Source organism: Paenibacillus aestuarii (genome assembly GCF_027789125.1).
Lineage (GTDB): Bacteria > Bacillota > Bacilli > Paenibacillales > NBRC-103111 > Paenibacillus_E > Paenibacillus_E aestuarii.
The window spans coordinates 117,625-142,640 of the sequence record NZ_JAQFVF010000061.1 but is presented as its reverse complement, the minus strand read 5'-3'; the positions used below and the strand labels follow the sequence as shown (position 1 = coordinate 142,640).

The window sequence follows — 25,016 nt, the reverse complement described above, 5'->3', positions numbered from 1 at the left end:
AAAGGAGGCTTCATTGTATATGAAATTCGATCTACATACCCATCACGACCGCTGCGGTCACGCGCAGGGTAAGATTCGCGATTATATTGAAGCCGCCATTGCCGGCGGTCTGAGCGTCATCGGCATCTCGGACCACTCCCCCTATTTCGGCAGCCCGGATGATCAGGCACAGCCGTTGATCGCGATGGCGAAGAGCGAATTCCCCCGCTATGTGGAGGAAGTGCTGCAGCTCAAGCGGGAGTACGAAGGCCAAATCGACGTCCTGCTCGGCGTGGAGTCCGATTTCTTCCCGGAACATGCGGAAATCTACCGGCAGGAATACAAAAAGTACCCGTTTGATTACATCATCGGGTCCGTTCATTTGTCCGGCGGCGTCAGCATTTTCAACCGCAACCGCTGGAAGAAGCTGAACGACGCGCAAAAGGTGGAGCAAAAAGAGGAGTATTACCGCCTCATTCAAGAATCCGCACGGGCGGGCATGTTCCACATTCTTGGCCATATCGATGCCATGAAGGGCTTTTATCCCGAGTTTTCGGATATCCGTACACCGAAAGTGAACGATACACTCAAGGTCATCGGCGAATGCGGCGTTGCGATTGAAATCAACACGTCCGGCAAAACCAAAGACGTTGGCGGCTGGTATCCGTCCGATGAGATTCTGGAACGGGCGCTGTTTTACGGTGTAGAAGCCACCTTCGGTTCTGACGCTCACATTCCGAGCCGGGTCGGCGACGAGTGGCAGGAGGTCAGTGCGAAGCTGAAGGAGATTGGTTTTAAACACTGGGTTTATTACAAAAACCAGGAGAAACAGATCGTGCCGCTATAAGCGAGACACGTGCAAAGAGGCTGCTCCCCGGCAGATGAATCTGCTGGGGAGCAGCCTTGTTTTTTACGCTGGGCGCGAGGGAGGGGGCACACCTTTCAAGCCTGCCCCTCAGCAGCGGCGACTTCCATGAAGGCGAGCTTCGATCGCAAGCTCTGTCTTAACACAAGCAGCATATCCTCGGCGAACATCGGCCGGTAGAAATAGTAGCCTTGAATCTGCTTGCAGCCATTTTCAACGAGAAAGCTTGCCTGCTCCTCAGTCTCCACACCTTCAGCGATAATATTCAACTGGAAGTAATTGGCGACAGAGATGATGGCTTTCACCATAGCGCGATCCTTGGCATCCGTGTGCACACCGCGTACAAACGACTGATCCAGCTTAATTTTAGTAACAGGGAACCGCTTCAAATAGCTGAGCGAGGAATATTTTGTCCCGAAATCGTCGACTGAAATGGCGATGCCGAGACTCCGCAGCTCACGCAACACATCGAGCTGCTCGTCCTTCATCGCTACATTTTCGGTAATCTCCATCTCCAAAAATCGTGGTTCTAAGCCCGTCTCCTCCAAAATCAAACGCACCTTGTCCACCAATCGCTCATCATGCAGCTGACGGACAGATAGATTGACCGACAGGGCGACGGATATCCCCATCTGCTTGTGCCAGGCCTCCATCTGTGCGCAGGCGCTGCGCAGCACCCACTCGCCGATCGGGATAATCAAACCCATCTCCTCGGCTAATGGAATAAACTCAGCGGGCGAAATATAGCCTTTGGTCGGATGCTTCCATCGCAGCAGCGCTTCGACACCTACAATTCTTCCCTGCTCGCAATCCACCTGCGGCTGGTATACGATCTCCAGCTCATTGCGCGTCATCGCCTGCCGCAGATGATTGCCCATCTCCAGCTTGCTCAAAGTGTTCGACTCCATCTGCCGGTTGAAAAAGATGTAGGAGCCGCTGCTTTCTTTTTTCGCTATGTACATGGCAATGTCCGCATTCTTGAGGATGCACTGCGCTGTCGTGCCGCCATGCGGATATTCGGCAATCCCGATACTCAGATTGATAAAGAACGAGCGGTTCGCGATGAGGCAAGGAGCTTTAAACAGATCCAGCAGTCGTTCGCATACTTGACGAATGTCCTGAACATGATCGAATGCTGTAAACAGCATGACGAACTCATCGCCCCCAAAACGGGCGAACGTATGGTAAGGCAGCTCGGCCTGTTGAATGCGGTTCACCACCTGCTGGAGCAGCAGATCGCCTATGTGATGGCCATGCGAGTCATTGACGATTTTGAAGTTGTCCAGATCAAAAAATAATACGGCCAACAAACCGCCCCGCTCCTGCTGGAGCTCCATCTGCTCCTGCAATCGCGTTTGAAAATGCGTTCGATTATAGATGCCAGTCAGCATATCATGGTAAGCCATGTACGTCAGCTTTTGCTCCGATACTTGCAATCGCCGGGTTGACTCCTGCAGCTCTTGCTCCCCTACCGTCAGCTCTTCATTCATCGCTGTGAGCTCTTCATTGGCCAAAAGCAGCTCTTGCGTGCGCTCGCGAACGATGCGGCTTAGCTGAATCCGCTGCCTTACGATGTATAAGTAAAATAGCAACCCTAATACCAGAACACTAATATACGAGGAGCGAATGAAGCGGATCTGTTGACTGACGTGTTGCAAGGCGCTTTGCTGCGGCAGCGCTGCGAGTTCCCATACGTTATCTGAAAAAGTAATGGTAGCGAACATTGGCTTCATTTGAAAAATGCGGTCATCCCCATAAAAAGCAGGCTCTCCCGGCTTGCGGATGGCGACCTGCAAAGCGCCGTTATCTTTGCCTTTAACACCGGCGTCCACCATCAATTGCTGTACATCCAAACCGACGGAAATCAATCCCCAAAACTCGCCGTCATGATAAAAAGCTTTTCTTGCTACGACGCCGTCCTTGCCCTGAATCAGTCGAAACGGTCCGTCAATGGTCATACCTTTCGAGTTTAATGCGCGCGCAACCTGCGCTTGCACATTGCCCCTGGGATCATGCAGCAAGTCCCTATTCATAATACTCTCATTGCCTTCGAGCGGATACACATATTTGACAATCCCGCCGGGAGCGATCAGCACATTCAAGGCCGAGCCTTGAATTCCTGTATACAGCGAGGACATGTAATTCAGAACCTCTATATCGCTCTTGCCCTTCAAGAAATCCGAATTCACATAGGCTTCCAAGCTGGCCATGAGGTTAAAGTTACGGTCAATAACCGATTTAAGGGCGAGCGCCCTAGAGGATAACTGAGACTCTTCGGACAGTTTGCGCTCATGGAGCAGCGCATTCTCATAATTACCCAGCACGGCTTCGACGGAAGAAACAATGGCAGTGACAATGACAGCAATAAGTATAAGATGAAGAGTTCTCATATAATGACACTATCCAGCAGCCGATGTGGGATGGTCCAAGGTTTTCGCATAGTTCTTCACTCCTATAAAAGGATCGCATAAATCCCGGAAGCTGCACAATTAGCTCGCAGCTGTAGTCCTATTTTCTCATTTCGCACGTGTTCATGTCTACGAAAAAAGTAATCGCGCACCATGGCAATTTCTAACAATAAAAAAAGGGACTCAACCGACGTGGTTGAGTCCAAATTATATATTAAAAAAAGGGGGTCTTGGTAATTATAATACCCGCTAATTGTTATCGGAAAGTAACGGGAATATTCCAATTGTGTTACAAAAATAGCGATTTCAATCAGGCTGCTTGTTTATCCATCTGTTGCACATACTAAAAAACGGGGGAAATTTAATAGTAGGAGCCAACTTATCGTGAGCGTTCAGGATGTTATCGTCGATCAACTGGCCAAGCAAGCTATCCCGCTGCGTACCTCTGACGATTTGGATGTACTGCTTGAGGCCATCGGAGATAAAAAAGTGGTGCTGCTGGGCGAAGCCACGCATGGCACATCGGAGTTCTACAAGCTGCGCATGGAGCTGAGCCGGAAGCTTATTGAGCAAAAAGGTTTTTCATTTATTGCGGTTGAAGGCGATTGGCCTTCCTGCTATGAGATTAACCGCTATGTCAAACAATATGCGGATGCTAAATCTGATGCACGCGAGGTGCTCGAAGGCTTCGACCGTTGGCCGACTTGGATGTGGGCCAATGAAGAAGTGCTGGCCTTGATCCAATGGCTGCGAACGCATAATGCTGCTTTGCCGCCGGAACGGCGCGTAGGCTTTTATGGCCTGGATGTGTACAGCCTGTGGGAATCTCTGCAGGAAATTGAGCGCTACCTGCAGGAGCATGGCACGCCCGAACAGCTTGCTTTGGTGCGCGAAGCTTTTGAATGCTTCGAGCCATACGACAAGGAAGGCCAGCATTACGGTGTGTCGGCAGCTTTCTACGGAGAAAGCTGCGAAGATGATGTCCTGAAGCTGCTGGCAGCGCTTCATGAGAAACGTATGCGGTACGAGCATGACCGCGAAGCCTCGCTCAGCGCGGAGCTGAACGCGCTGGTTGCGGTCAATGCGGAGCATTACTACCGCATCATGGTGCGCGATGACGTGGAGTCGTGGAACATCCGCGACCGCCACATGACCGAGGTGCTGCGCCGCCTCGGTGAATTCCATGGCCCAGACGCCAAAGTGATCGTCTGGGCGCACAACACGCACATCGGCGATGCGCGTGCTACCGATATGGCCGACGACGGCATGGTGAACGTCGGCCAGCTCGTGCGCGAAGCGCACGGGGAAGCCGATGTATTCGCCATCGGCTTCGGCACTTATCGCGGCACCGTGATCGCCGCGAAGTCCTGGGGCGCGCCGATGGAAGCGATGCAGGTGCCAGCTGCCCGGAAGGGCAGCTGGGAAGAGCTTCTGCATCGGGCCGGCGCGCAGGATCAGATCCTCCTGCTGAATCAGGAGGATCCCTTGCTCGGGCACGAGGTTCAGCGGCACCGTGCCATCGGGGTCGTGTACCGCCCGCAGTATGAACGCGGGAACCTTGTTCCCACGGTGATGGCGCGGCGGTACGACGCTTTTGTGCATATAGACGAGAGCACTGCGCTTCGTCCGATAGCCATTAAAAAAGTGCTTGTGTGATTACACAAGCACTTTTTTTGTTCGCTGCTAGGACATACCCAACCATTTTTTTATACACAAAGTTCCATATACACTTCTAGTTCCAGGGGGAATGGTTTCCGTACATTTTTATCCGTGCTTAACAGCATGGTACAATAGCCATATGAAGTGATGATTGAGGTGGCTTTTGCATGATACGTTTGTTAGCTGTAACGACTGACTATGAGGTGCTGACCGATCTTCCGCTGGAGAAGCTCTCACAGAACAGCATTCTATGGTACTGGGTCGATTTTAATAATCCGAGTGAAGAGGAAGCCAGGCTTTTGCGGGACCACTTTCATTTTCATCCGCTGGCAATTGAAGATTGCTATTATTTGTTGCAACGGCCCAAAATGGATCATTATGAGGATGTTACTTTTTTTGTTCTGCATGCGATCAATGCCAAGACATTAGAAGCTGAAGAAGTGGATATGTTTTTGGGGAAAAATTTTATCGTTACCTTTCATTTAAAGGATTCTCAGGAGATTGAAGATGCCTGGTGCCATGTTCGTCAGGAAGAGAAGATCCGCGTCAAAGGCCACTTCTATGCGGCTTATTTGGTGATGGACAATTTGGTTGACCAGTATTTCCCAAGTGTTTTTCAGATCGAGGACCAATTGGATGAAATTGAGGACAATGTGAAAAATGAATCGATTCAGGAGTTAATGGATCAAATTTTTGATATTCGCGCCAAGCTGTTGAGGCTGCGCCGGACGATTGTGCCGATGCGCGACTTGCTTTATCGGGTCGTGAATTCGGAACGCGTTCAGGAGTTAAAGGAGCATCATCTGTTTTTTACGGATGTTTACGACCATTTGCTGAAGTTATCGGAAATGATTGAGTCGAATCGCGATATGACCGCAGATATGCGGGACAATCATATTTCGATGAATTCGAACCGCATGAATGCCATTATGAAAACTTTGACGGTCATTACAACGATTTTCATGCCGTTGACTTTCATCGCTGGGATTTACGGGATGAACTTCAATTATATGCCGGAACTCACCTGGCATTGGAGTTATTTTGTCGTGCTGGCGATCATGTTGGGGATTGGCCTCGGCATGTACATGTGGTTCCGCAAAAAAGGCTGGTTTGACTAGTAAAGTCAAATCAGCCTTGTTTTTTGGGACTTGCGATCAGGAGCATCGCAAATGAAATCAGAATGATCGCGCCGGCCCAACACCATGCCAAGGGCTGGTTGCCGGATTCAACCGCGATATAGATCGCTGTGGGCAGCGTCTGTGTCTTATGCGGGATGTTCCCCGCAATCATCAGCGTGGCCCCGAACTCGCCAAGCCCTCGGGCAAAGCCGAGGACATAGGCGGTGATCACCGAGCGCCAAGCCAAGGGCAGGGTGATGAGACGCAGCACCTGCCACTCGCCGGCGCCGAGTGACCGGGCCGAGTCCTCGAGGTCGCGGCTGACGGAGGCAAAGCCCGTTTTCATCGTTTGATAAACAAGCGGGAACGCGACGACGATCGAGGCAATGACAGCCGCTCCCCAAGTAAAGATGATGGGCTGGTTGAACCATTTTTCCATGATGATGCCTACCCAGCTTCTTTTCCCCAAGGTGACGAGCAGGATGAAGCCCACCACGGTCGGCGGGAGCACAAGCGGCAGCAGCAGCAGCGTTTCCAGTACGATTTTCCCCTTAAAGCTGTATTTGGAGAGCCACCAGGCGGCTAAAGCGCCCAGGATGAGGACCAGCACGCTGGAGACGACCGCAACTTTCAGTGACAACAGGATGGGAGACAGGAAATCTGACCAGTTGATTGACAGCATTATTTGGCAGGGATTGTGAAACCATATTTAACGAAAACATCCTGCGCCTCTTTGGTTTTCAAGTACGCATAGAAATCTCCGGCTTCTTGGCTGTGCTTCGTTGCTTTTACAATGCCTGCCGGATAGGCAATCGGTGTGTACGATTTGGGATCAACGGCAAAGGCGACTTTGACTTTTTTCGATGTTAACGCATCTGTCTTATAAACAAAGCCCGCTTCTGCATTCCCGGTTTCGACGTAAGTCAGCACTTGGCGCACATCTTTGCCTTGCACAAGCTTCGGCTGGAACGCATCCCACTGCTTCGCATAAGTAAGCGCGTCCTTGGCATAGCTGCCAGCTGGCACGGTTTGCGGTTCGCCGATAGCCAAATGCTTGACGTCGCTGCTGGTCAGATCTTCGATCTTGGCAAACGCCGCTTTCCCGTCAGCCGGCACAACGACGACCAGCTCGTTGACGAGTAGGTTCGCTTGCTGGGAAGCATCGATCAACTGCTGATCGACGAGCGCCTTCATATTTTTAGTGGCAGCCGAAAGGAATAAATCGCTCGGCGCTCCTTGTTCGATTTGCTGTTGCAGTGCGCCTGAGGCGCCAAAGTTGAAGTTGAGCTTGATGTTCTTATGTTTGCTTTCGTATGCTGTCTGGATTTCTTTCAGTGCGTCGGTTAAGCTTGCTGCCGCCGAGATTGTAAGCTCCACTTGCTGAGCAGGCGTCTGTGAGGCTGCGGCTGTTTGCACAGGCGTCTGAGCGGGTGCTTGCGTAGCTGTTTGTGTTTGTGCGGTTGTTGTAACTGCAGGTTGCTCTGCTTGCTGCGCGCAGCCGCTCAAAAGCGCTAATGATAAACCAAGTATTACCATACTGCTTTTCCCCATTTTGAACATGATCGTTTCCTCCACCGCTTTGTTTTGTTTAGTTATATTTAGATATAATTAAATATATGTAATTATAAATGATTATACTGAAACCGTTGAATCTAGTAAACTAGAAATACCGAATTGTTTTTGGAGGTAACGATGACCGCCGATATTTCCTACACCACTGAAGAAATTTCCAAATTGTTAAAAATATCCAAATTAACCGTATATGATTTGATTAAAAAAGGGGATCTCCCCGCTTATCGCGTAGGCAAGCAAATGCGTGTAGACGCGGTCGATCTTGAAGCTTACAAGGCGCGCGCCAAAAGCGGGCATGCCTTCGCAGCGCCCAAAGAAGCCATAGAGATACCTGTCCGCGGCGAAGCTTTCGCTGCTGGCGGCGGCAGCCGGCCGCTGGTCATCACCGGCCAGGACGTGAGCTTGGACATTCTGGCCAAGCATATGGAGAAAAAAGTGCCAAGCCACCGGCCGCTGCGCTCGTACTCCGGGAGTCTGGACAGCCTCATCTCGATGTACCGCGGCGAATCGGATATCGTCAGCACCCACTTGCTGGATGGTGACACCGGGGAGTATAACCTCCCCTACATCCGCAAGCTGCTGATCGGGTCCTCCTACGTTGTCGTGAACCTGATCGCCAGAGCCGCCGGGTTGTACGTGCAGCGCGGCAACCCGAAGCAGCTCAGCGGCTGGGCCGACCTGGCGCAGCCCGGGCTGCGCCTTGCCAATCGCGAGAAGGGCTCCGGCGCGCGCGTGCTTCTGGACGAGCAGCTGCGGCTGCACGGCATGGCGCCGGCGGCGCTGCTCGGCTATCAGGACGAGGAGACGAATCACATGAGCGTCGCTGGCAAAGTGGCTTCCGGTGAAGCCGATGTCGGCGTCGGCATTGAGAAAGCCGCCAATCTGGTTGGCGGCGTCGATTTTATACCGATGATCCAGGAGCGCTACGACCTGGTCATGCTCAAGAAGCCCGAGAACCTGGAATGGATCGGGCAGGTGAAGGCGATTCTGCTGTCGGAAACTTTCCAGCATGAGCTGCGGTTCATTCACGGCTATGACTTGGCGCAAACAGGACGCGTGCTGTTTGAAACATAAAAAAAAGGAACAGAACCGAATCCCCAGGATTCGTCTGTTCCTTTATCTTTTTTAGTAGCCTTCGCCCTTACCGCCAGTCACGATGGCAATGCTGGAGCTTGCGCCGATGCGCGTTGCGCCCGCTGCCACGATCTTGCGAGCCGTTTCGAGGTCGCGCACGCCGCCGGAAGCTTTAACGCCCATATCCGGGCCGACCGTTTTTCTCATCAAAGCAATGTCTTCCACCGTTGCGCCGCCATGGCCAAAGCCTGTGGAAGTTTTCACGAAGTCCGCGCCAGCCTCTTTGCAGATCGCGCTGGACGTCACTTTTTCCTCATTGGTCAACAAGCCTGTTTCCAAAATCACTTTCACAACCGCTTGGCCGTTAGCCGCTTGAACGACGCCTTCGATGTCTTTTTTCACCGTATCCAGATCACCGGATTTCAGTGCGCCGATATTCAATACCATATCGACTTCCGTCGCTCCGTTCGCGATCGCGTCGCGCGTTTCAGCCATCTTGGCAAATGTCGTTGCTGCGCCTAGAGGAAAGCCGATGACCGTCGTGATGCCAACGCTCGAGCCTTCAAGCTCTTTCGCAGCAAGCGCAACCCATGTCGGATTCACGCACACGGTAGCGAAACTGTATTGTTTGGCTTCGCTGCAAATTTTTACGATTTCATCCTTCGTTGCATCCGGTTTTAAAAGCGTGTGGTCGATTATTTGAGCAATATCTTTGTTTTCCATCGGGTATACTCCTTCTGTTCTTCCAATTATTTATTTCGTTTGTTCTTCGGCGTAAGCCAACAAATGTTCTGCGGTGAATTGATCTGTAATCAGTGTATTGGTATAATTTCCTTTGATAACACCATAGATGGCTTCTACCTTCTTCATGCCGCCTGCGACTAGAATCGATTTCTCTTTCGTTCTCAGTTCGGCAAGGTCGATGCCAATCGTCCGAAGATTCAGCTCTTCGCTGCACACTTGGCCTTCCAGATCGATAAATCTGGAACAGATGTCGCCCGCCCCCTTGGCGTGGATGATCTCCAGATCGGATTCGGAGAAATAATTCGCCTTGATCAGCACCGAGTCTTCCGACGGGACGCCAACGGTGAACACTGCGATATTCGCCCGCTTACCGATTTCGAGAATTTTGCGGATATGCCGATCCGCCTCGATCGCCTGCTTCACGACAGCGTGATCCACGATCGCCGGCAGCGGCAATAAATGCGGAGTCGTGTTATACGCATTGCCAAATAGATGAATGATTTCCGAAGCATACGTATTCGTCTCCGAATAACTTACGCCGCCGTTCAATTGAACGACTGTGACATCTTTCACAAGCTTATTCGGCAGATGGACGGCAACTTCGTAAAGCGTCGTCCCCCAAGTCATGGCGATCGTGTCGCCATCTTTGACAACTTCATGCAAATATTCAGCCGCCGCTTCCCCGATATATTTCTTGACGATATGATCTTCATATTCGGGAACCGAGGCGACGACCGCCTTTTTGAGTTTAAACTTCTCTTCCAACTGTGAAGCTAAAAGCTCTTTATTTTCAGTCGGATCCATGATTTTGATCTGGACAATGCCCTCTTCTTTCGCCTGCTGCAAAAATCGGGATACAGTCGGACGAGATACTCCTAGTTTCTTGGCTATGTCTTGTTGACTATAATCCAATTGGTAGTACATGCGAGCCGCATCTACGATCTTCTCCAGTTTGTCTCCGCCCATATGTCTCCACCCTTATAATAAATTGAAATTCCGTTCAGAAGTTATTGACATAATTTCATATCTATTATACGGAGATTTTCCCCTAAAGACAATGCTTTTATGCAAAAAAACCTTGTATCCATTCAATCAGTTTCCCGCCTGCGTAAATGCCAACGATCCCGATGATCCCGGATAAAACGGGGGGAGCCGGCAAAGGCAAACGAAGAAATTTAAAGACGACACCGACTAGCGCTCCAGCTGCAAATGCGAGCAATACTTCCTTCATGTTCGTTCACCCTTTAACTTGCATGTTGGAATCTTGTTGTTGTGTATGCAAGCCCTCATCTTTAAGATTCCCATTTTCCGACTGAACAACCACATATTTCAGTTGTCACTAATTGAAATAATGTTCATTTCTATTTTTACTATTTACAATAAAATTTATTATAACTCAACTTTTCATTTTTTCAAATAGCCATTCTATCTTTTTTCATCTTTTTTTTACATTTATACTGAAAATTCGGTTTATACTATATTTACATTTGTGCATGAAAAAAGGCGCCTCACGGGCACCTTCTGTATCACTCGTTATGTTTGCTTATTTAACCGTAAATGTCCCTTTGTAACCTCCAGGCTCCACCGTATAAGCATATGTGCCTGGCTGCGGGTTGTTCATGAGGAACATGTTATCGCCATTTTTAAGGTCAGCTTTGATGCCCAGAACGTCAGAGATCAGCTTTAAGCCCGTTTCGGCATTTGGCTCCACTTTGACAATAACCTTCATCATCTGCTTAGCTTTAAAATCTGTATTGGGCGGACTGATGCCAGCATGCGACAATTGAATGGTGGCTACTTGCATATCGTTCTTCTCATCAATCGCGGCCATCTGTGATTGCGGTTTACCGATTTGACCGATATGAATGTGGTTTTTCCCGATGAGTACTCCAAAGCCGAAAATGAAACAAATGACAGATAATATCACTGTCGAGATGTAGGAAGCTTTCTGGACAACGAGTTTCTGTTTATTTTTTTTGGCAGGTTTCGACTGTGCCTGTATGCCCGGCTGCCGGGACTGCCATTCCATCGTTTTTTGGAAGAGAAACATAACTACAATGAACACAGTATCGACGATCAAAACGGTACGATCCGCTCCAAAGAGCAGGATGCCCAACAACGAACCGATTCCCGCTCCAAGCAATCCTGTTATTGCGCCATTGATCGCAGTCATTGGACTGTAAGATTTACCGGCAACATAACCGGCAGCAATAGCATAGAGCAATGCCACACCTACCGCCACAATCAGATAATCTCCAAAAGACATCACAGCGACTATAGCTGCTGAGGCACTGGACATAAACGCAGCCGCAAGCGCTGTAAAGGCGCCCATTTTTTTAGAAATCAGTTCTTTTCTGCGGTATGAATAAAAAATAATGTAGCTTGTATAGAGCAGTATTAATACTAAGCTTCCCGCCTGTAAAAGCATGCAAGCACCTCTCCATTTCCAACACACTGGTTACAATTTTGATGCAAAATCCCAATCCGGATACACATAAGGCACACTTGGCGCTTTCGCAGGCTCTACGCTGCTAATGTTGATTTTCATGACTTTTTGATCGTGGTAAGAGGTTTTGCTGATCGTGCCCGTCACGGTGATCCAAGAATCATTGGCATACTGGTTGGCGTCTCCGCCTTCAACGATAATGCCGTAAGGCGCAATATCTGCAATGCAATGCGTCATTGCTAACCGGCCAATAATAAACTGGGAATCGGGAAGCCCGTCCTCCCGGTAAACAAAACCGGTAATTTTGATCTGTTTGTTTTCAAAATTGTCGACGAACGTGTTCATTGCTCTCATTTTCTCAATATACCACTCATCCTTCATCTCAATCCTATCTTGTTGGTACAAGAGCATTCCCAGTTTGGCGTAATCCCGATTGTAGGGGGTTGTTTTGAATTTTTCCTTTAGCGCAGGATCTTCGGTTCCTTCCACCTCAACAAGGTCGGCGGGCGCTGCGCTCTGATTAGCCAAAACGCCTCCCAGGTTCATCCCTTTCGTTTGAGCCAGTGAACCAGCAAGCGCTGTATTGGGCAGCAAGGTGCCAAACAAGAGCGGAAGGATGAATATGCCGTAGACGACGACATTTTTGCCGATCGATTGCGGCGGCTCATGAGAGTGTCGACCGTGTTCATGATCGTGGTCATGACCGCACTCGCAGACGATCACTGGCTTTTTCAGAGATAGAAAGGAAATGTAGAATTGAAAAGCTGCAGTAACCATCAGCCCCGCGGCAGCTATTTCCAAATAAATGCTTAACCGCGGTGTCACATAGAGTAAGATATCGCCAGATATCTTCAAATATACAATTAAAGCCCCGAATCCCAATAGGATAAACGCTCTTAGAAAACTGTGGAACACGGCGGCGTTCATTTTCTTCATTAATTAACCCACCTTCCCGGGTGAATGGAACTACTTTAACACGAAGCCTTCAAGCAGCAGGGTGCCTGCATAGACAAGAACGATGACAAGAACACTGAGAATGACGACGAACTTGGCCTTGAAAACAGCTGACATCATAAAGAGACCTTTTAAATTAAGCATCGGTCCGAACACCATAAAAGCGATTAGCGAACCTTTGGAGAAGGTTGTCAGGAAAGACTGTGCTACAAATGCGTCAGATGTCGAGCATAGCGATAAGATGAAGCCGAGGCCCATCATAAACACATTGGCGCTGCCTTGGCCATGTCCAAGGGCAACCAGGCTGTCTTTGGAGACAAAGGTTTGAAGCAAACCCACCAAGAGTGCGCCGAACAATAAGAACTTGCCCATATCAAAAAATTCGCTGACTGTATGTCCCATCACTTCTACGACTTTATTGGGACGGATTTGATCATGGCCATGATCCTGATTGTGAACGTGCGCATGAGTGTGCGTGTGAGTATGATCGTGAGTGTGCGCGGCTTTGCTGCTGCCTTTTACGGATTTCAGCGTTTTCTTAACTTTGTGCTGCTGAACAGGCGCATGCTCTTTCAATTGATCCGGGTTCACAAATTTATAAACGATTAACCCGGCCACGAGCGCGACCACGAACGCTAAACCCATACGGGCATAGGCAATTTCGGGATTGCTGCGGAAGGCAATGAAAGTCGACCAGAATACGATCGGATTCAGGATCGGTCCTACTAAAATGAGTGTCGTCGCCACATAGAGCGGCATTCCCTTCTTCATCAGCTTGCGAATCGCCGGGACCATGCCGCACTCGCAGATCGGAAAAATGATTCCGATAATACTAGCCGTCAGGATACCGAGCAGTGGGTGGCTAGGAATCATTTTTTTAATCATCTGATCCGTAACAAACACTTGCAGCAGCGCGGAAATAAAGACACCTATCAAGATAAACGGCATCGCTTCTAATATAATGCTAATAAACATCGTCTTAAAAATTTGCAGCTTGGTATTTGTTAGAACAGTCCCAGGTGCTGCTGTAGAAATAAAGTAAAGAGCCAGTATAAATGCTAAACAAAAGCCGGCTAACACATTGCTATTCCACGCTGAGCTTTTATTCGCGACTGCCGTTTGCATGATTGCCTTTCTCCCTCCCTTAGGCGATTAACCTTTGAACTAGCCAGATCGCGCCCAATAAGAGCACGATACCTGAAGCTGCAACGATTGCCCGTCTCGATAATTTCCAGCGATGGAAATAAAACAGCAGCGGAAGCATAATCGCTAAAATCGTAATTTGTACCACCTCAATACCCAAGTTAAAACTGATCAAATCTACAGCTAACTCATGCTTAGGGATAACCATTTCCTTGAGGATATCGGCAAACCCCATACCGTGAATTAGCCCGAATAGGAAGGTCAGCAACCAGCGGTGGCTAACGTTAGTACGCATCATATTATCTGCAGCCACATAACAAATGCTCAATGCAATGGCAGGTTCTACCAGCTGCGAAGGCACATTGATCATGCCTAGCACCATTAATGTCAAGGTTAAACTGTGAGCGACCGTAAACGCTGTAATCATCGTGGCGTACTGTTTAAAGGATTGTCTGGCAATCAGCAAGGAAAAAATGAAAAGCAAGTGATCATAACCGGATAAAATATGGTTAACACCAAGTTTGAAAAACGAGAACCAGCCTGATGACTTGTCCGTACTTTCCTCATGCGCTTGAGCTCCTGATTCGCCCTCTGTCTGCTGAACTTCTGCCTTTTGATCAGCTGCTTGCCCAGCCTGTTGATCGCCAGCTTGCCCGTTCTGCCCGATACTTGTCTGCAAGGAAGCATAATCTTCCGGGCTCATGCGCATGATCCAAGTGCGATCCTTACCGGATAACGCGGACGTACTTTTCAGCGCACCGTATTGAATCGTCAATAAGTTTACATAATTCGTCTTTACATCACTTACATATTGATCATCCGACAAAGAAATGGAGCTTGAATCCGATATAGGAGGATATAAGACCTTCAAAATAACCTTGGAGTTATCCCCTTTTCGATCCAATATGAAACTTTCAACTTGCGTCCACGCTTGCGGTTCATTATCGATTTTTAAAATAACATGATCTTTCAACATCGTGCCGATCTTATCTTTCATCGCATCGAACTCTTCTTGTTCAATCATGTAATTGCCATTGAGGTCTCCGCCAACCAATTCGATGACAGACAACTCGTCTAAAGCATAAGTCATCTCGGTCTGTGTTTTCGTCAATGTCAGTGTTGTATAAGCTGCACTATAGGCATGGGCATAAGCCGATTGTTTGAAAGGAGCTGCACATAAAATAAAAACAACGAATGCAATAACGAAGATTCGCAACGGTTGATAAAGCTTGTACATGTCCGCCTCCAAAAAATACCTGATGTCTATGGATGAATCAGAATGCCATTCCTAAGAATGGCATTCTGTTCATTAACGCATACTTCAAACTATTTAGTTAATAGATTATAAATGACTTGCGCCGCTTCCGCACGGGTTGTGATGCCCTGTGGATCAAATACGCCTGCTGCGCGTCCTTGAATCAATTGCTTCGCTGCCGCTTGTTTCACAAATGCTGCAGCCCATGTGGAAATGTCAGCTTCATCCTTAAAGGATGTGCCGCTAGCAGCCGGTTGAGCGCCATGCACAGTTGTATAAGCGCGCATCATCATCGTTACCATTTCTTCACGAGTGATTTGTGCGTTCGGGTCAAAGATACTATCGCTTTTCCCGTTTGCAATTCCCACTTTCACGGCAATGGCAATAGCATCCGCATACCAATCGCTAGACAACACATCTGTAAAGGCAGTCTTCTCAGTTGCAGTAAGCTTCAATGCTCTTACCAGCAATGTTGTGAACTCAGCGCGAGTCACATTACGTTCCGGAGCAAAGGTTGTTGCATCCATGCCGTTCACAATTTGCTTCGCAGCCAATTCTTTAATGACGCCTGCCGCCCAATAGCTGGAAGCTACATCTGTAAAGCTCTTGGTTACTTGCAGCACAGCATATTTACTGAAGTGGCTGATTAGTGCAACCATTTCTCCGTTGGAATATGTCCCTCCAACAAACTCCAATGCACCGGAGTCGGAAATGTAGTAAATACCTGCTGTTTTCGGATCAATGGAAGCATCCACCTTCAGGTGAATGGTGATTGGTTCATCGAATTGCGATAGAACCGAAGCATCTGTACCATCCGCACGTTTAACCGATAACTTGAATTCGTAAACTTCACCGGCAAGTTTAATATCGGATTTAGACACGTCTTGCGCTTTGGAAACCGCGCTTATTGCGTCAGACTCAGCTAAAGGCTCAAACTTCAATGAAATTGTACTGTTCTTCAATTCATCTGCACTGAGTTGACTTGTCAACTTTTTAATCAGACTAGCTGGAACATCCAATGTCATTTTGTCCGTATTCAACTCAAGCTTGTTCTGACCGAGCAGATCTGCAGTGTTAACCGGCAGTGAAACTTCTGTAGAGTTCGCTGGTACTGTAAGTACTGCTTTGCCGTCGCCGTTCACAACAAGTTTATCCGGTGTGATCGTCGTAACTGTCGTTGAGCCTGTCGTTGAACCCGTCGTTGAATTGTTTGCTGAACCTGTACCATTGACAGATCCGCTATTTCCTTTATCATCGTTGGTTTTGCCTGTTCCAGGGTCTCCTACCGCTGTTAACTTCAATTCCTTGGTATCTCGGATACGAATTCGGTTGCCTTCCGAGAATTTACCCGATAGACCTACAGCTTCTAGCGTATCGCCAATTTTCGCTACTGGAATTGGACCGCTTTGGTTAATGATATAGCCGTCTGCGAAGACTAACACATTGCCGGATCCATCATTGATCACGTAGGAGGTGCTATCAGGAATTGCAACAACCTTACCTGTTACTTTCACCAATTGCCCTTGATACGCATCGCTTACTGAATCTTTGGTGCTTACTGATTTCGGCGCAATCGGTTCTCCCGAGCTTACTTGAACAACGCTATTTGCAAATTTGTCAAATTCAAGCTCTGTATTATTTTCGAAAACTTTGATGTGACCGTAAACACGAACAACGTCGCCTTCCTTCAAAGTTCCCTCTGGTACTTCACTAAAGGCCATAATCCCGCCAGTATCATCTTGTACATATGCGGAGTCATAGAATACGCCAGCCGCTGTAGTCACTTTACCTTGTACGACAACTTGCGTACCTTCCGGCAATGCGCGAGCATCAGCGATATTGATAACTTTTGGCTCCATGTGCGATAACCAGTTCATCGCATTCAATGCAAACGGGTCATTCCCTTTCGGATTAAAGGACTGATCCATTTCTTTATCATGGAAAATGTTCATCCCCGAAACAATGATTCTTCCGCCATTAGCGCCAATCGTTTCGGAAGCTACCATCGGAATGACGGATCCGCCAGTCACCGTATCCAACGCAGGACCTGCCGGCGCTTTGGACGTTTGCACATTGTAAGCTGCAGCATCTTCTTTCACGGTTGGACTGTTCTGGAACGTTGTTTCGTTACCGCGCACAAGGATCGTAACCGAGCTGCTGTCGGTAAGCGGCGCTTTTTTCGACGTGCCATCATTTTTGGCAAGACTTGCACCCATGAAAGATTCTATCGTCGGTACAAAATCGGTCAAATGATTGCTCACTGGTGTCGGATACGCTTTAACCGCGTAGTTATATTTCAGCTTGTCGCCGAAGAAGTTCCCATTCTCCGACTCGTCGTAAATACTATCGTTGTTCACTAGGATGCTTGAACCGATACCTGACAGAACCGAATTCAACGCTTGATTCGATACGCTGTAATTGCTATCCTCTGCCAAGAATACGGATCTACCCTTAGCAACAAAGTTGTTCACAGCCGCGATTTCATCTGTACTGTACGGAGTAGCTGGATGCGTAATGAACAGTACGCTAGCGTTATTTAACACTGCATCCGTCAAATTCGCTGTATTTTCAACTACCGTGTAGCCCTGCTGCTTCATCATAACGGTGAACAGCTTCAGGTTATCCGGGTAACCTCCAGTGTCTTTCGTTGTATTCTCGTTTTTCTTCGAGGCTTCAATCATAATCGTTTTGCCCAGAGGCGGTTTGATCGTGAAGCTCTGCTCGAACTTATTCGTACCTAAGTCGGCATCTGTTGAGCTTAACACAACAATCACTTTATGCTCCCCGACAGGCGGGTTCACCCAAAGGGTATTTACCGTAGCGGACTTGCTGGCCTGAAGCGACGTAATTGGCGCATTCCCGATAGCATGTGCTTCGTCCACTTGGTCGTAATAAAATTTGGCTGTAATGTTGTTAACGTCAACAGTTCCCATATTCGTAACACCGGCTTGCACGTTAGCGTCAAATCCGCCGATGATGGCACCGTCAACCGCTACCACATTGTTGACTTTCACAGAAATCGCTTCGGAAGGCGACCAGATTGGCGAAGAATAGAGACGATCGCCATCTTTTTGCGTAACACGTACGACAAACCATTGCTGTCCTCCGACAACGTTAACTTCAGGCTTCCAGTTAAAGGAAGTAGAATCTGTTGTCGGCGTGAAGGTGTCAATGACGCGTCCACCGTTCGTAATCAGCTCGACTTTAGCAATGTTATCGTTGGACTCTGTTTTCATATAGCTGTATTTCGGATCAGAAGCGCTTTCCTTAACGGAATCGGAACCCGTAATGTTAAATTGAAGGTCCTTGGTATCCACTGTCGAACCCATGTACCACCCACTTGCAAGTACATCCAGCTTGGCATTTGGATCTTCCGTCATGTACACATGCATTTTGCGCATAGCATCAAGCAACGAGTCTTGGCTTAGGTCATTTGCTACGATAACCGTACGTTTATTCGTTTGGCCCCAAGTTGCATCATGGTTGTCTTCCCCATAAGTTGGTGAAACATGCCAGCCCAAGTCAAGCGCGCTAAAGAATTTATCTTCCGCGTTGGCATAAGAATATTTACCAGAGCCATTGCCTACTTCCAGCATCGTAAACAGCTTATCCACTTTTTTATCGTAAGGGATGAAGTTGTCGAAGGCGTTAGCAGACATGTCCGGATGGTTAAACTGTGCGACTATGTTGTCGTAAGTCAGAATCCATCCGTAGTATTGTTGCAGGTTTTGGTACTTACCGCCGTCTTGTACGCGATCAATAAAGTTGCTTGTTCCGAATACGTTGGAGTGTCCCCAAGTCGTTGAGGTCATCTCGAACGCCGGGAATACGACAAAGCTTCCATTATGCGTGTACTGTGCAGCCAAATCTTTCGTCAGCTGCCAGTCCGAGCCGCCTGTACGTTCCGGCATACCGTTGTGATCAACTGTGTCGGTACAAGTCTTATTCGCACATGCATCAATATCATGCGAGTGGTCAGAGAAAGCAAACCAGTCGTAATTATGAGCCTGCGCAGCTTTCAAAGCATCTTCCGGGCTACCAGCAGCGTCATGCGAAATATTCGTATGATTGTGCGTCGTACCGTAGTAGTGATTGCCGCCCGTGAAACGTTCCACGACGTTGAAGGACCAGTTAAGTGTACCTACATTTTGCTTAGCACTTTTATCCTTCGCCGTAACTTTTACGGCATAAGTGCCGATTGCGAGATCCGTGTCAGGCGTGTAGCTCAGAACATCGCCGTTAATGACTGCTTTGGATGTCACTTCGGCATCATTGATCCACATTTGAACCGAAGAAGCATCGACGCCGCTCGGATCATCAAGAAGGATTACAATTTCCGGCCTAACTGATTCCACATTGTTGCTAGGCTTATCCACAGTCATCATCGGACCTTCAGTATCTTCAACCAACGTGACATGGAATGGGCCAGCTTGTTGCTTTTTGCTGCCTGCTACAGCTTCAATGTAGTAATCGAAGCCTCCAACAGGAATTACAGATGCAGCCAAAGTAACGGAATATAACGATTGATTATTAGTGACCATGTCGACTGCCGTATAAGCTGCGTCACTTGTCGCTTTGTAATAGAGCTTAACCGAAGCCGCTCCACTTGCATTTGCTTTAAATTGAATATTCGTTGCCTTATACGCTTGTTGAATAGGAGTGTGTTCTAGCGACAACTCCGGCATAATGTCGTTTTTGTCTCTTGGGAACAACTCATATCCAGTGGTATAAGGGGAAGACGAATCGTATTGACCGACAATGCCTACGAATGTGTAAGTTTTGTTTAACTCCAGATCATGAGCAAGGTCAATACCAGTTCCAGCCATCACACGCAAAATCGTCGATTTGCCTGCTTCGTCAACGATCGTAATGTTTTGACTACCGCTTGTTGATGGAATGTTGCTGACTTTACCAGTCAATGTTGCAAGTAATCCATCAACCGGTTCAGCCGCTGCATAGTTGTTCAAATCCGCGATCGTTATTTCCTTCGGATCTGGCAGTTGCTGGCTTGTACCCGTCTGTTCCACGGAAGTGGCTTCCAATTCAACCAAGCCATTGTAATTGAGCACTTTACCAGTTGCCTTAATTTTGTCGCCGCGTACAATCGTTAAACCATGATCGACGACATTTCCATAAATATTGATCCCGCCTGTGGCATCTTGAATATAGAAGTTGCTCTTCTGAGTGCCAAGCTTTCCGTTCTCAAAAGTTACAGTACCCTCAACGGTAAATGTTTGATTCAGGTTAACAGGAACACCGCTTGCATCTGCGGCGCGAACCGTGTTAATCGGAGTAACGGCTGATGTATCAAGCTTCGTAATAGAAACAGCAGCGCCTTCCAACAGATAACCGTTGCTGCCGGTTGCTTGTTGAGAGATGTAGATCGTGTTCGGAGCGGACGTATTAATCGCGGAAGTGAACCCGCCGGATCCATTCGCGTACACCGCAGCACCAACCGAATTCATCTTAGCGCTGTCCGCATAGATACGAATATAGGAAGCTGCTCCTGCGGCTCCGTTGCTTCCTGTAATTGTGCCTTTTCCTGTAGCATCTACAGAATAGCTCACTTTGGTAGCGTCGATTGCATCGCTGAGACTAGCCAATTTAATGAGCGTGGCATCACTTCTTGTCTTTCCACTCTCCGTAGCCGTCACGTAAACAGAGGATAGGCTGCTAGAATTAAAACTCAACGAGAAGGAGCCGTTAGCGCTGCTAATTGTCGTTGCTAACTCTGTTCCACTCGCTTCAGGATCACTGCCGTATACAGCGACTTGCACGCTAGATGATACTGCGCCAACATCACCGATCAGGTTGCCGTTGGTGAACTGAATTTTGCTGCCTGCAGGGGCAGTAGATTTGGAAGGTGTTGAGTCACCGCCGCCTGTTAAAGAGATCCCCATGATAGAGATATCAGAGATTCTGCTGTTACCGCCGCTTGCAGTCGTTCCACCACCAATAGAAGTGGTCGTGTAGTTAAGCCAGCGGATGTAAACGGCAGGCTGATTATCAACTGCACTAGGAAGTACCAAATCTTTAACGCCATCAGCTATCGTTGAACCTTGGACAAACGCACCGTTAGGTACATCGGTAAAATCAGTTCCATCCAGACTGTATTGGATTTTAAAATCTTTCGGCCCCGTACTAGTGCCGTAGTTTCTAGAAGAAAGCGTCAACTGAGAATACCCCAACGTGCTTACTTGAGCTTGCCAGTATCCGTTTGCCGCATTCCAGCCTCCGGCATATATCGTCGAGTTCGCGCTAATATTAATTGTGCGGCCTCCGCTAACAGCAAGAGTAGCACTCGACTTGTTCACGCCGCTTGTTGCCGCGATTGGAGTCGTCGTAGTTGAAGCAGTTGTCGGGAATGTCCAACTTGCTACCGCTTCCGGCGTTCCCGCATAGGCTGCGAGCCCATTCGGCAGAACCATCGAAAGCACCAGCAAAGCAATTAACGCAATGCTGTACCACTTTTTGTTTCTATGTAACATACCTTGCAACCCAAGCACCTCCATCTTTTTACGCTGTTAACACTTCATACATTGAAACGCTTAAACCTGCATCAATTCAAACAAGACAGCCCGTTGATTCCTTTTCTTAAAATTAAACCAGTATACCTCACGCTCCGATCCATCTTTTCGCAAAAGCCCATCTCCACATTAGCGAATTGACATTTTGCAAGAATCAATATTTTACAAATGTAAAGAATAATAAATAGATCTTCCATTTGAAAAATGATTCTTAAGACTCATATATCACTATAAACCTGTTTTATTCGTTGAATGTTATCGCAACTTGAAGGAATTATTAAGACTTTATCTTGCTAAATTAAAAAGATAGACGCCTATTAGGATTTCGGCATTTAGAATGGAACATGATGTCGGAAATATGGATAAAAATGTATTTTTACATTTGTTCAACAAAAAAAGCCATCCAAGCTCTAGGCCTGAACGACTTTCACACACCATCTATTCCATTACAGCAGCCAAATCTTTAATCCAAGGTAAGCCTGACAGCGGTTCGACCTTCACACTCGAATCCGGTACAGCGCGAATACTGCATAAGTAGCCGGCCTTGCCGTCAACGACAGCCATGCACTCCTTGCACGCATTGGCTGAGCGGCACGAGTACCTGACCGCCAGGGAAGGGTCTTGATGTTCGCGGATCCAAAATATCGCTTCTAATAAGCTCATACCTTCGCGGTATGGCACTTCGTAGTCTTCGAATCTTCTTCCCGTTTCTCTATCTCCGCGGACGACATGCAATGTGACACTCGACATGTTGATGAGCCCCTTTCTCCATTAATGGATAGCCGGCAATGGAATTTCCTCCATCGTCCACTTACCGCTTGGATCGAATTGAAACTTCGTACTTACCGCTGTTTCATAAGCAGAATCGTAATCGAGACGTACGTGCGCCCCTCGGGATTCGCGTCTAGCCAGCGCTCCCATAATGATAGATTCGCTTAATTGAATCATATTGAAGAGTTCGATTTTTTCGAGCAGCGTCAAGGCAAAAAAGTTCACCTTCGCCAAAGCAGCGCTTTCCACGCGTTCGCGCAGCTCGCGAAGCTGCTCCACCGCACGGCTCAAGCTCGCCTCTGTACGAAGTGGGCCTGCGCCAGCCCACATGATTTTTTGCAGCTCATGCTTCAAGCTCAGCATAGCGACCTCATCTTGATCCACTTGACGTGGATGCCAAAACTGCTCTAGCCGCTCCTGCTCCTGCTCCATCTCTACCTGCAGACGCTCGGCAGACGCTTGCTTGCCGCGAACTTGGGATGCCGCTTCTGCAGCGATGCGGCCCGTCACCAAAGCTTCCGTTATCGCATTGCCGGACAAGCGGTTAGCGCCATGCATGCCGTAAATCAGCTCTCCGCAAGCATATAAGCCGGGAACCGTCGTTTCCATCTCGGTATTCACGCGAATGCCGCCCATCGTGAAGTGCGCCATTGGCGCGACCTCGACCATATCCCGCGTCAAGTCGACACCTTGGTTTTTCAAAAGATCGATAACCGGCCCGAACGCTTCCTTCAATTTATCTTCAGGCACCATACGGAAATCCAAATAAGCGCCACCGTGTGGCGTCCCTCTTCCCGCTTCCACCTCTTTAAAGATGGCAAACGTCGTCTGATCACGGGCAGCCGTATATTTCCCCGCAACTTCATTATTGTACTTATCCATGAATTCTTCTTGCAGGCCATTCAAGAGCCGTCCGCCCAATTTATACCGGAATGGGTCCCACATGATCGGATCGATGCCGACCAAAGGCGGGTACAGATGAGCTATCGGGAAAAATTGCACCATTTCCAGATCGCGCAGCTCCGCTCCCGCTTCTGCAGCGAGCATGAAGCCGTCACCGGTCATGTTGGCAGAGGCGCTGTTCCGTTCATAAATTTCCGTTAATCCGCCGGTTGCCAAAATAACGGCGTTCGCCGAAATTTGCACAGGCTGAAATTGCTCAGCCGCGAAGCCTACGGCGCCAACTACCGCTCCATCCTCGATCACCAATTTGGTGATCATGACATTTTTCAAACGCTCGATGGACGCATCCTTCCAAATCGCTTTTCTTAACCCGGCAGAGGTGGCCCCGCCCGTATTCAAAATGTCCACATAGACACAACGTCTACGTGAGTGCCCAGGGGCAACGACTTGGGAATGGTTGCCGTCCGCGGTCCTTGCCCACTTTACGCCGTAGCCCTCAACTTCCCGAATCAGCTCGGGTCCGCGGTCCACAATCGCTTTGACAATGTTAGGATCGGCCATACCGCGGCTGCCTTTCATCGTATCCTCGAAATGGATATCCGGATGATCTTCTTCCGCTTCACCCAGCGCCACGGCGACAGTCATTTGTGCCAAAATGGTCGCACCGCCGCGTCCAACCAGACTTTTATCGACCAGCAGGACGCTAGCGCCTGCTTGGGCAGCCGCTTTAGCCGCCATCATCCCTGCGGCACCAGAGCCAATAACTAATACATCTGCTTGTTTATATAGGGGATTCATCGATATGCTCCTATCTGTACAAGTACTATTCCGCCCATGTTTTTCCAATTGGTTGCACAGTTATACCCGCTTGTGCTAGAGAGTCGTTAATCGTTCGGGCAAACGCAAGCGCATGCACACCGTCGCCATGGATACAGATCGTGTCCGCCTGAATATTAACGTCGACCTGCTGCCTGGATAGCACCTTGCCTTCGTTCACCATGCGAATCACCTGCTTCAAAGCTTCCTGATCATCCGTAATCATGGAATCCGGCTGCCTTCTGGAAGTTAACGATCCGTCAGATTGATAGGTGCGATCCGAGAACACCTCACTCGCCGTACGGAGCCCCGCCTTCTTACCGGCTTTCACCAATTCGCTGCCGGCTAGTCCGAGCAGAATCAGATTGGGATCTACCTGATACACGGCTTCCGCAATCGCCTCAGCCAGCGCTGGATTAACAGCCGCCATATTGTATAATTCGCCGTGCGCCTTCACATGCTGCATCGCGCCACCTTCAGCGCGGACGAAGCCCCACAAAGCGCCGATTTGGTACACGACAATGTCGTATGCTTCTCGCGGAGATATATCCATTTTTCTGCGGCCAAACCCAATCAAATCCTGCAGGCCCGGATGTGCGCCTATACCGACGCCGTGCTCCAGGGCCAGCTTTACCGTCTTGCGCATCGTCCCAGCATCGCCCGCATGAAAACCGCACGCGATATTGGCCGAAGTTATATAGGGCATAATCTCAGCATCTCTGCCCAGCGTGTATGCGCCGAAGCTCTCACCCATATCACAATTCAAGTCTACATATCTCATG

At 48.6% G+C, this 25,016-nt stretch carries 18 protein-coding genes; 4 read left to right on the top strand and 14 right to left on the bottom strand.

Annotation, left to right across the window (positions count from 1 at the left end; all coding sequences use genetic code 11):
* Nucleotides 1-19: 19 nt before the first annotated feature.
* Nucleotides 20-826: a histidinol-phosphatase gene (locus O9139_RS23115; RefSeq protein ID WP_270884118.1), complete on the top strand. Its 807-nt coding sequence runs from the start codon at nucleotides 20-22 to the stop codon at nucleotides 824-826.
* Nucleotides 827-921: 95 nt separating this feature from the next.
* Here the strand turns inward: O9139_RS23115 and O9139_RS23110 are convergent, their stop codons facing one another.
* Nucleotides 922-3,234 (bottom strand): putative bifunctional diguanylate cyclase/phosphodiesterase, encoded by a 2,313-nt coding sequence (locus O9139_RS23110; protein ID WP_270884117.1) that lies wholly within the window; start codon nucleotides 3,232-3,234, stop codon nucleotides 922-924.
* A 402-nt stretch (nucleotides 3,235-3,636) separates the two neighbouring features.
* On the opposite strand from O9139_RS23110, the gene O9139_RS23105 reads away from it, so the two are divergent.
* Complete coding sequence (locus tag O9139_RS23105; protein ID WP_270884116.1) at nucleotides 3,637-4,908, top strand: erythromycin esterase family protein; 1,272 nt, start codon at nucleotides 3,637-3,639, stop codon at nucleotides 4,906-4,908.
* 170 nt (nucleotides 4,909-5,078) lie between these two features.
* Nucleotides 5,079-6,029, top strand: coding sequence for a magnesium/cobalt transporter CorA (gene corA / locus O9139_RS23100; RefSeq protein ID WP_270884115.1), 951 nt, complete (start codon nucleotides 5,079-5,081; stop codon nucleotides 6,027-6,029).
* Between the two features lie 10 nt (nucleotides 6,030-6,039).
* Here corA and modB read toward each other — a convergent pair whose 3' ends face one another.
* On the bottom strand, nucleotides 6,040-6,711 hold the full coding sequence (gene modB / locus O9139_RS23095) for a molybdate ABC transporter permease subunit (RefSeq protein WP_270884114.1): 672 nt from the start codon (nucleotides 6,709-6,711) through the stop codon (nucleotides 6,040-6,042).
* Nucleotides 6,711-7,589, bottom strand: coding sequence for a molybdate ABC transporter substrate-binding protein (modA, locus tag O9139_RS23090; RefSeq protein WP_270884113.1), 879 nt, complete (start codon nucleotides 7,587-7,589; stop codon nucleotides 6,711-6,713). The genes modB and modA overlap by 1 nt, the downstream gene beginning before the upstream one ends.
* Nucleotides 7,590-7,721: 132 nt before the next feature.
* Here modA and O9139_RS23085 point away from each other — a divergent pair, with 132 nt between their 5' ends.
* The gene (locus O9139_RS23085; protein ID WP_270884112.1) at nucleotides 7,722-8,675 is read left to right on the top strand and encodes a helix-turn-helix transcriptional regulator; all 954 of its coding nucleotides are present in this window, start codon (nucleotides 7,722-7,724) and stop codon (nucleotides 8,673-8,675) included.
* A 51-nt stretch (nucleotides 8,676-8,726) separates the two neighbouring features.
* Here the strand turns inward: O9139_RS23085 and deoC are convergent, their stop codons facing one another.
* The 11 genes from deoC to O9139_RS23030 form a co-directional block, all read right to left on the bottom strand.
* Nucleotides 8,727-9,398 (bottom strand): deoxyribose-phosphate aldolase, encoded by a 672-nt coding sequence (deoC, locus tag O9139_RS23080; protein ID WP_270884111.1) that lies wholly within the window; start codon nucleotides 9,396-9,398, stop codon nucleotides 8,727-8,729.
* Nucleotides 9,399-9,428: 30 nt separating this feature from the next.
* Nucleotides 9,429-10,385, bottom strand: a complete 957-nt coding sequence (locus tag O9139_RS23075) for a sugar-binding transcriptional regulator (protein WP_270884110.1) — start codon at nucleotides 10,383-10,385, stop codon at nucleotides 9,429-9,431.
* A 97-nt stretch (nucleotides 10,386-10,482) separates the two neighbouring features.
* Nucleotides 10,483-10,650: a XapX domain-containing protein gene (locus tag O9139_RS23070; RefSeq protein WP_270884109.1), complete on the bottom strand. Its 168-nt coding sequence runs from the start codon at nucleotides 10,648-10,650 to the stop codon at nucleotides 10,483-10,485.
* A gap of 312 nt (nucleotides 10,651-10,962) precedes the next feature.
* Nucleotides 10,963-11,847, bottom strand: coding sequence for a hypothetical protein (locus tag O9139_RS23065; RefSeq protein WP_270884108.1), 885 nt, complete (start codon nucleotides 11,845-11,847; stop codon nucleotides 10,963-10,965).
* A 30-nt stretch (nucleotides 11,848-11,877) separates the two neighbouring features.
* On the bottom strand, nucleotides 11,878-12,801 hold the full coding sequence (locus O9139_RS23060) for a TIGR03943 family putative permease subunit (RefSeq protein ID WP_270884107.1): 924 nt from the start codon (nucleotides 12,799-12,801) through the stop codon (nucleotides 11,878-11,880).
* A 30-nt stretch (nucleotides 12,802-12,831) separates the two neighbouring features.
* On the bottom strand, nucleotides 12,832-13,944 hold the full coding sequence (locus O9139_RS23055; protein ID WP_270884106.1) for a permease: 1,113 nt from the start codon (nucleotides 13,942-13,944) through the stop codon (nucleotides 12,832-12,834).
* A gap of 19 nt (nucleotides 13,945-13,963) precedes the next feature.
* Entirely contained in the window at nucleotides 13,964-15,199 is a 1,236-nt protein-coding gene (locus O9139_RS23050; RefSeq protein WP_270884105.1) for a HupE/UreJ family protein, read from the bottom strand.
* Between the two features lie 89 nt (nucleotides 15,200-15,288).
* Nucleotides 15,289-21,705, bottom strand: coding sequence for an S-layer homology domain-containing protein (locus O9139_RS23045; protein WP_270884141.1), 6,417 nt, complete (start codon nucleotides 21,703-21,705; stop codon nucleotides 15,289-15,291).
* A 477-nt stretch (nucleotides 21,706-22,182) separates the two neighbouring features.
* Complete coding sequence (locus tag O9139_RS23040; protein WP_270884104.1) at nucleotides 22,183-22,494, bottom strand: 2Fe-2S iron-sulfur cluster-binding protein; 312 nt, start codon at nucleotides 22,492-22,494, stop codon at nucleotides 22,183-22,185.
* 21 nt (nucleotides 22,495-22,515) lie between these two features.
* Complete coding sequence (locus O9139_RS23035; RefSeq protein ID WP_270884103.1) at nucleotides 22,516-24,216, bottom strand: FAD-binding protein; 1,701 nt, start codon at nucleotides 24,214-24,216, stop codon at nucleotides 22,516-22,518.
* A gap of 25 nt (nucleotides 24,217-24,241) precedes the next feature.
* A complete protein-coding gene (locus tag O9139_RS23030; RefSeq protein ID WP_270884102.1) occupies nucleotides 24,242-25,015 on the bottom strand; it encodes a LamB/YcsF family protein in 774 nt (257 codons plus the stop codon).
* Between the last annotated feature and the right edge of the window lies 1 nt (nucleotide 25,016).

Coding starts and splice junctions, on each gene's coding strand:
- O9139_RS23115 (WP_270884118.1), top strand. CDS start 20: ATGAAATTCGATCTACATACCCATCACGACCGCTGCGGTCACGCGCAG.
- O9139_RS23110 (WP_270884117.1), bottom strand. CDS start 3,234: ATGAGAACTCTTCATCTTATACTTATTGCTGTCATTGTCACTGCCATT.
- corA (WP_270884115.1), top strand. CDS start 5,079: ATGATACGTTTGTTAGCTGTAACGACTGACTATGAGGTGCTGACCGAT.
- modB (WP_270884114.1), bottom strand. CDS start 6,711: ATGCTGTCAATCAACTGGTCAGATTTCCTGTCTCCCATCCTGTTGTCA.
- modA (WP_270884113.1), bottom strand. CDS start 7,589: ATGTTCAAAATGGGGAAAAGCAGTATGGTAATACTTGGTTTATCATTA.
- O9139_RS23085 (WP_270884112.1), top strand. CDS start 7,722: ATGACCGCCGATATTTCCTACACCACTGAAGAAATTTCCAAATTGTTA.
- deoC (WP_270884111.1), bottom strand. CDS start 9,398: ATGGAAAACAAAGATATTGCTCAAATAATCGACCACACGCTTTTAAAA.
- O9139_RS23075 (WP_270884110.1), bottom strand. CDS start 10,385: ATGGGCGGAGACAAACTGGAGAAGATCGTAGATGCGGCTCGCATGTAC.
- O9139_RS23070 (WP_270884109.1), bottom strand. CDS start 10,650: ATGAAGGAAGTATTGCTCGCATTTGCAGCTGGAGCGCTAGTCGGTGTC.
- O9139_RS23065 (WP_270884108.1), bottom strand. CDS start 11,847: ATGCTTTTACAGGCGGGAAGCTTAGTATTAATACTGCTCTATACAAGC.
- O9139_RS23060 (WP_270884107.1), bottom strand. CDS start 12,801: ATGAAGAAAATGAACGCCGCCGTGTTCCACAGTTTTCTAAGAGCGTTT.
- O9139_RS23055 (WP_270884106.1), bottom strand. CDS start 13,944: ATGCAAACGGCAGTCGCGAATAAAAGCTCAGCGTGGAATAGCAATGTG.
- O9139_RS23050 (WP_270884105.1), bottom strand. CDS start 15,199: ATGTACAAGCTTTATCAACCGTTGCGAATCTTCGTTATTGCATTCGTT.
- O9139_RS23045 (WP_270884141.1), bottom strand. CDS start 21,705: ATGTTACATAGAAACAAAAAGTGGTACAGCATTGCGTTAATTGCTTTG.
- O9139_RS23040 (WP_270884104.1), bottom strand. CDS start 22,494: ATGTCGAGTGTCACATTGCATGTCGTCCGCGGAGATAGAGAAACGGGA.
- O9139_RS23035 (WP_270884103.1), bottom strand. CDS start 24,216: ATGAATCCCCTATATAAACAAGCAGATGTATTAGTTATTGGCTCTGGT.
- O9139_RS23030 (WP_270884102.1), bottom strand. CDS start 25,015: ATGAGATATGTAGACTTGAATTGTGATATGGGTGAGAGCTTCGGCGCA.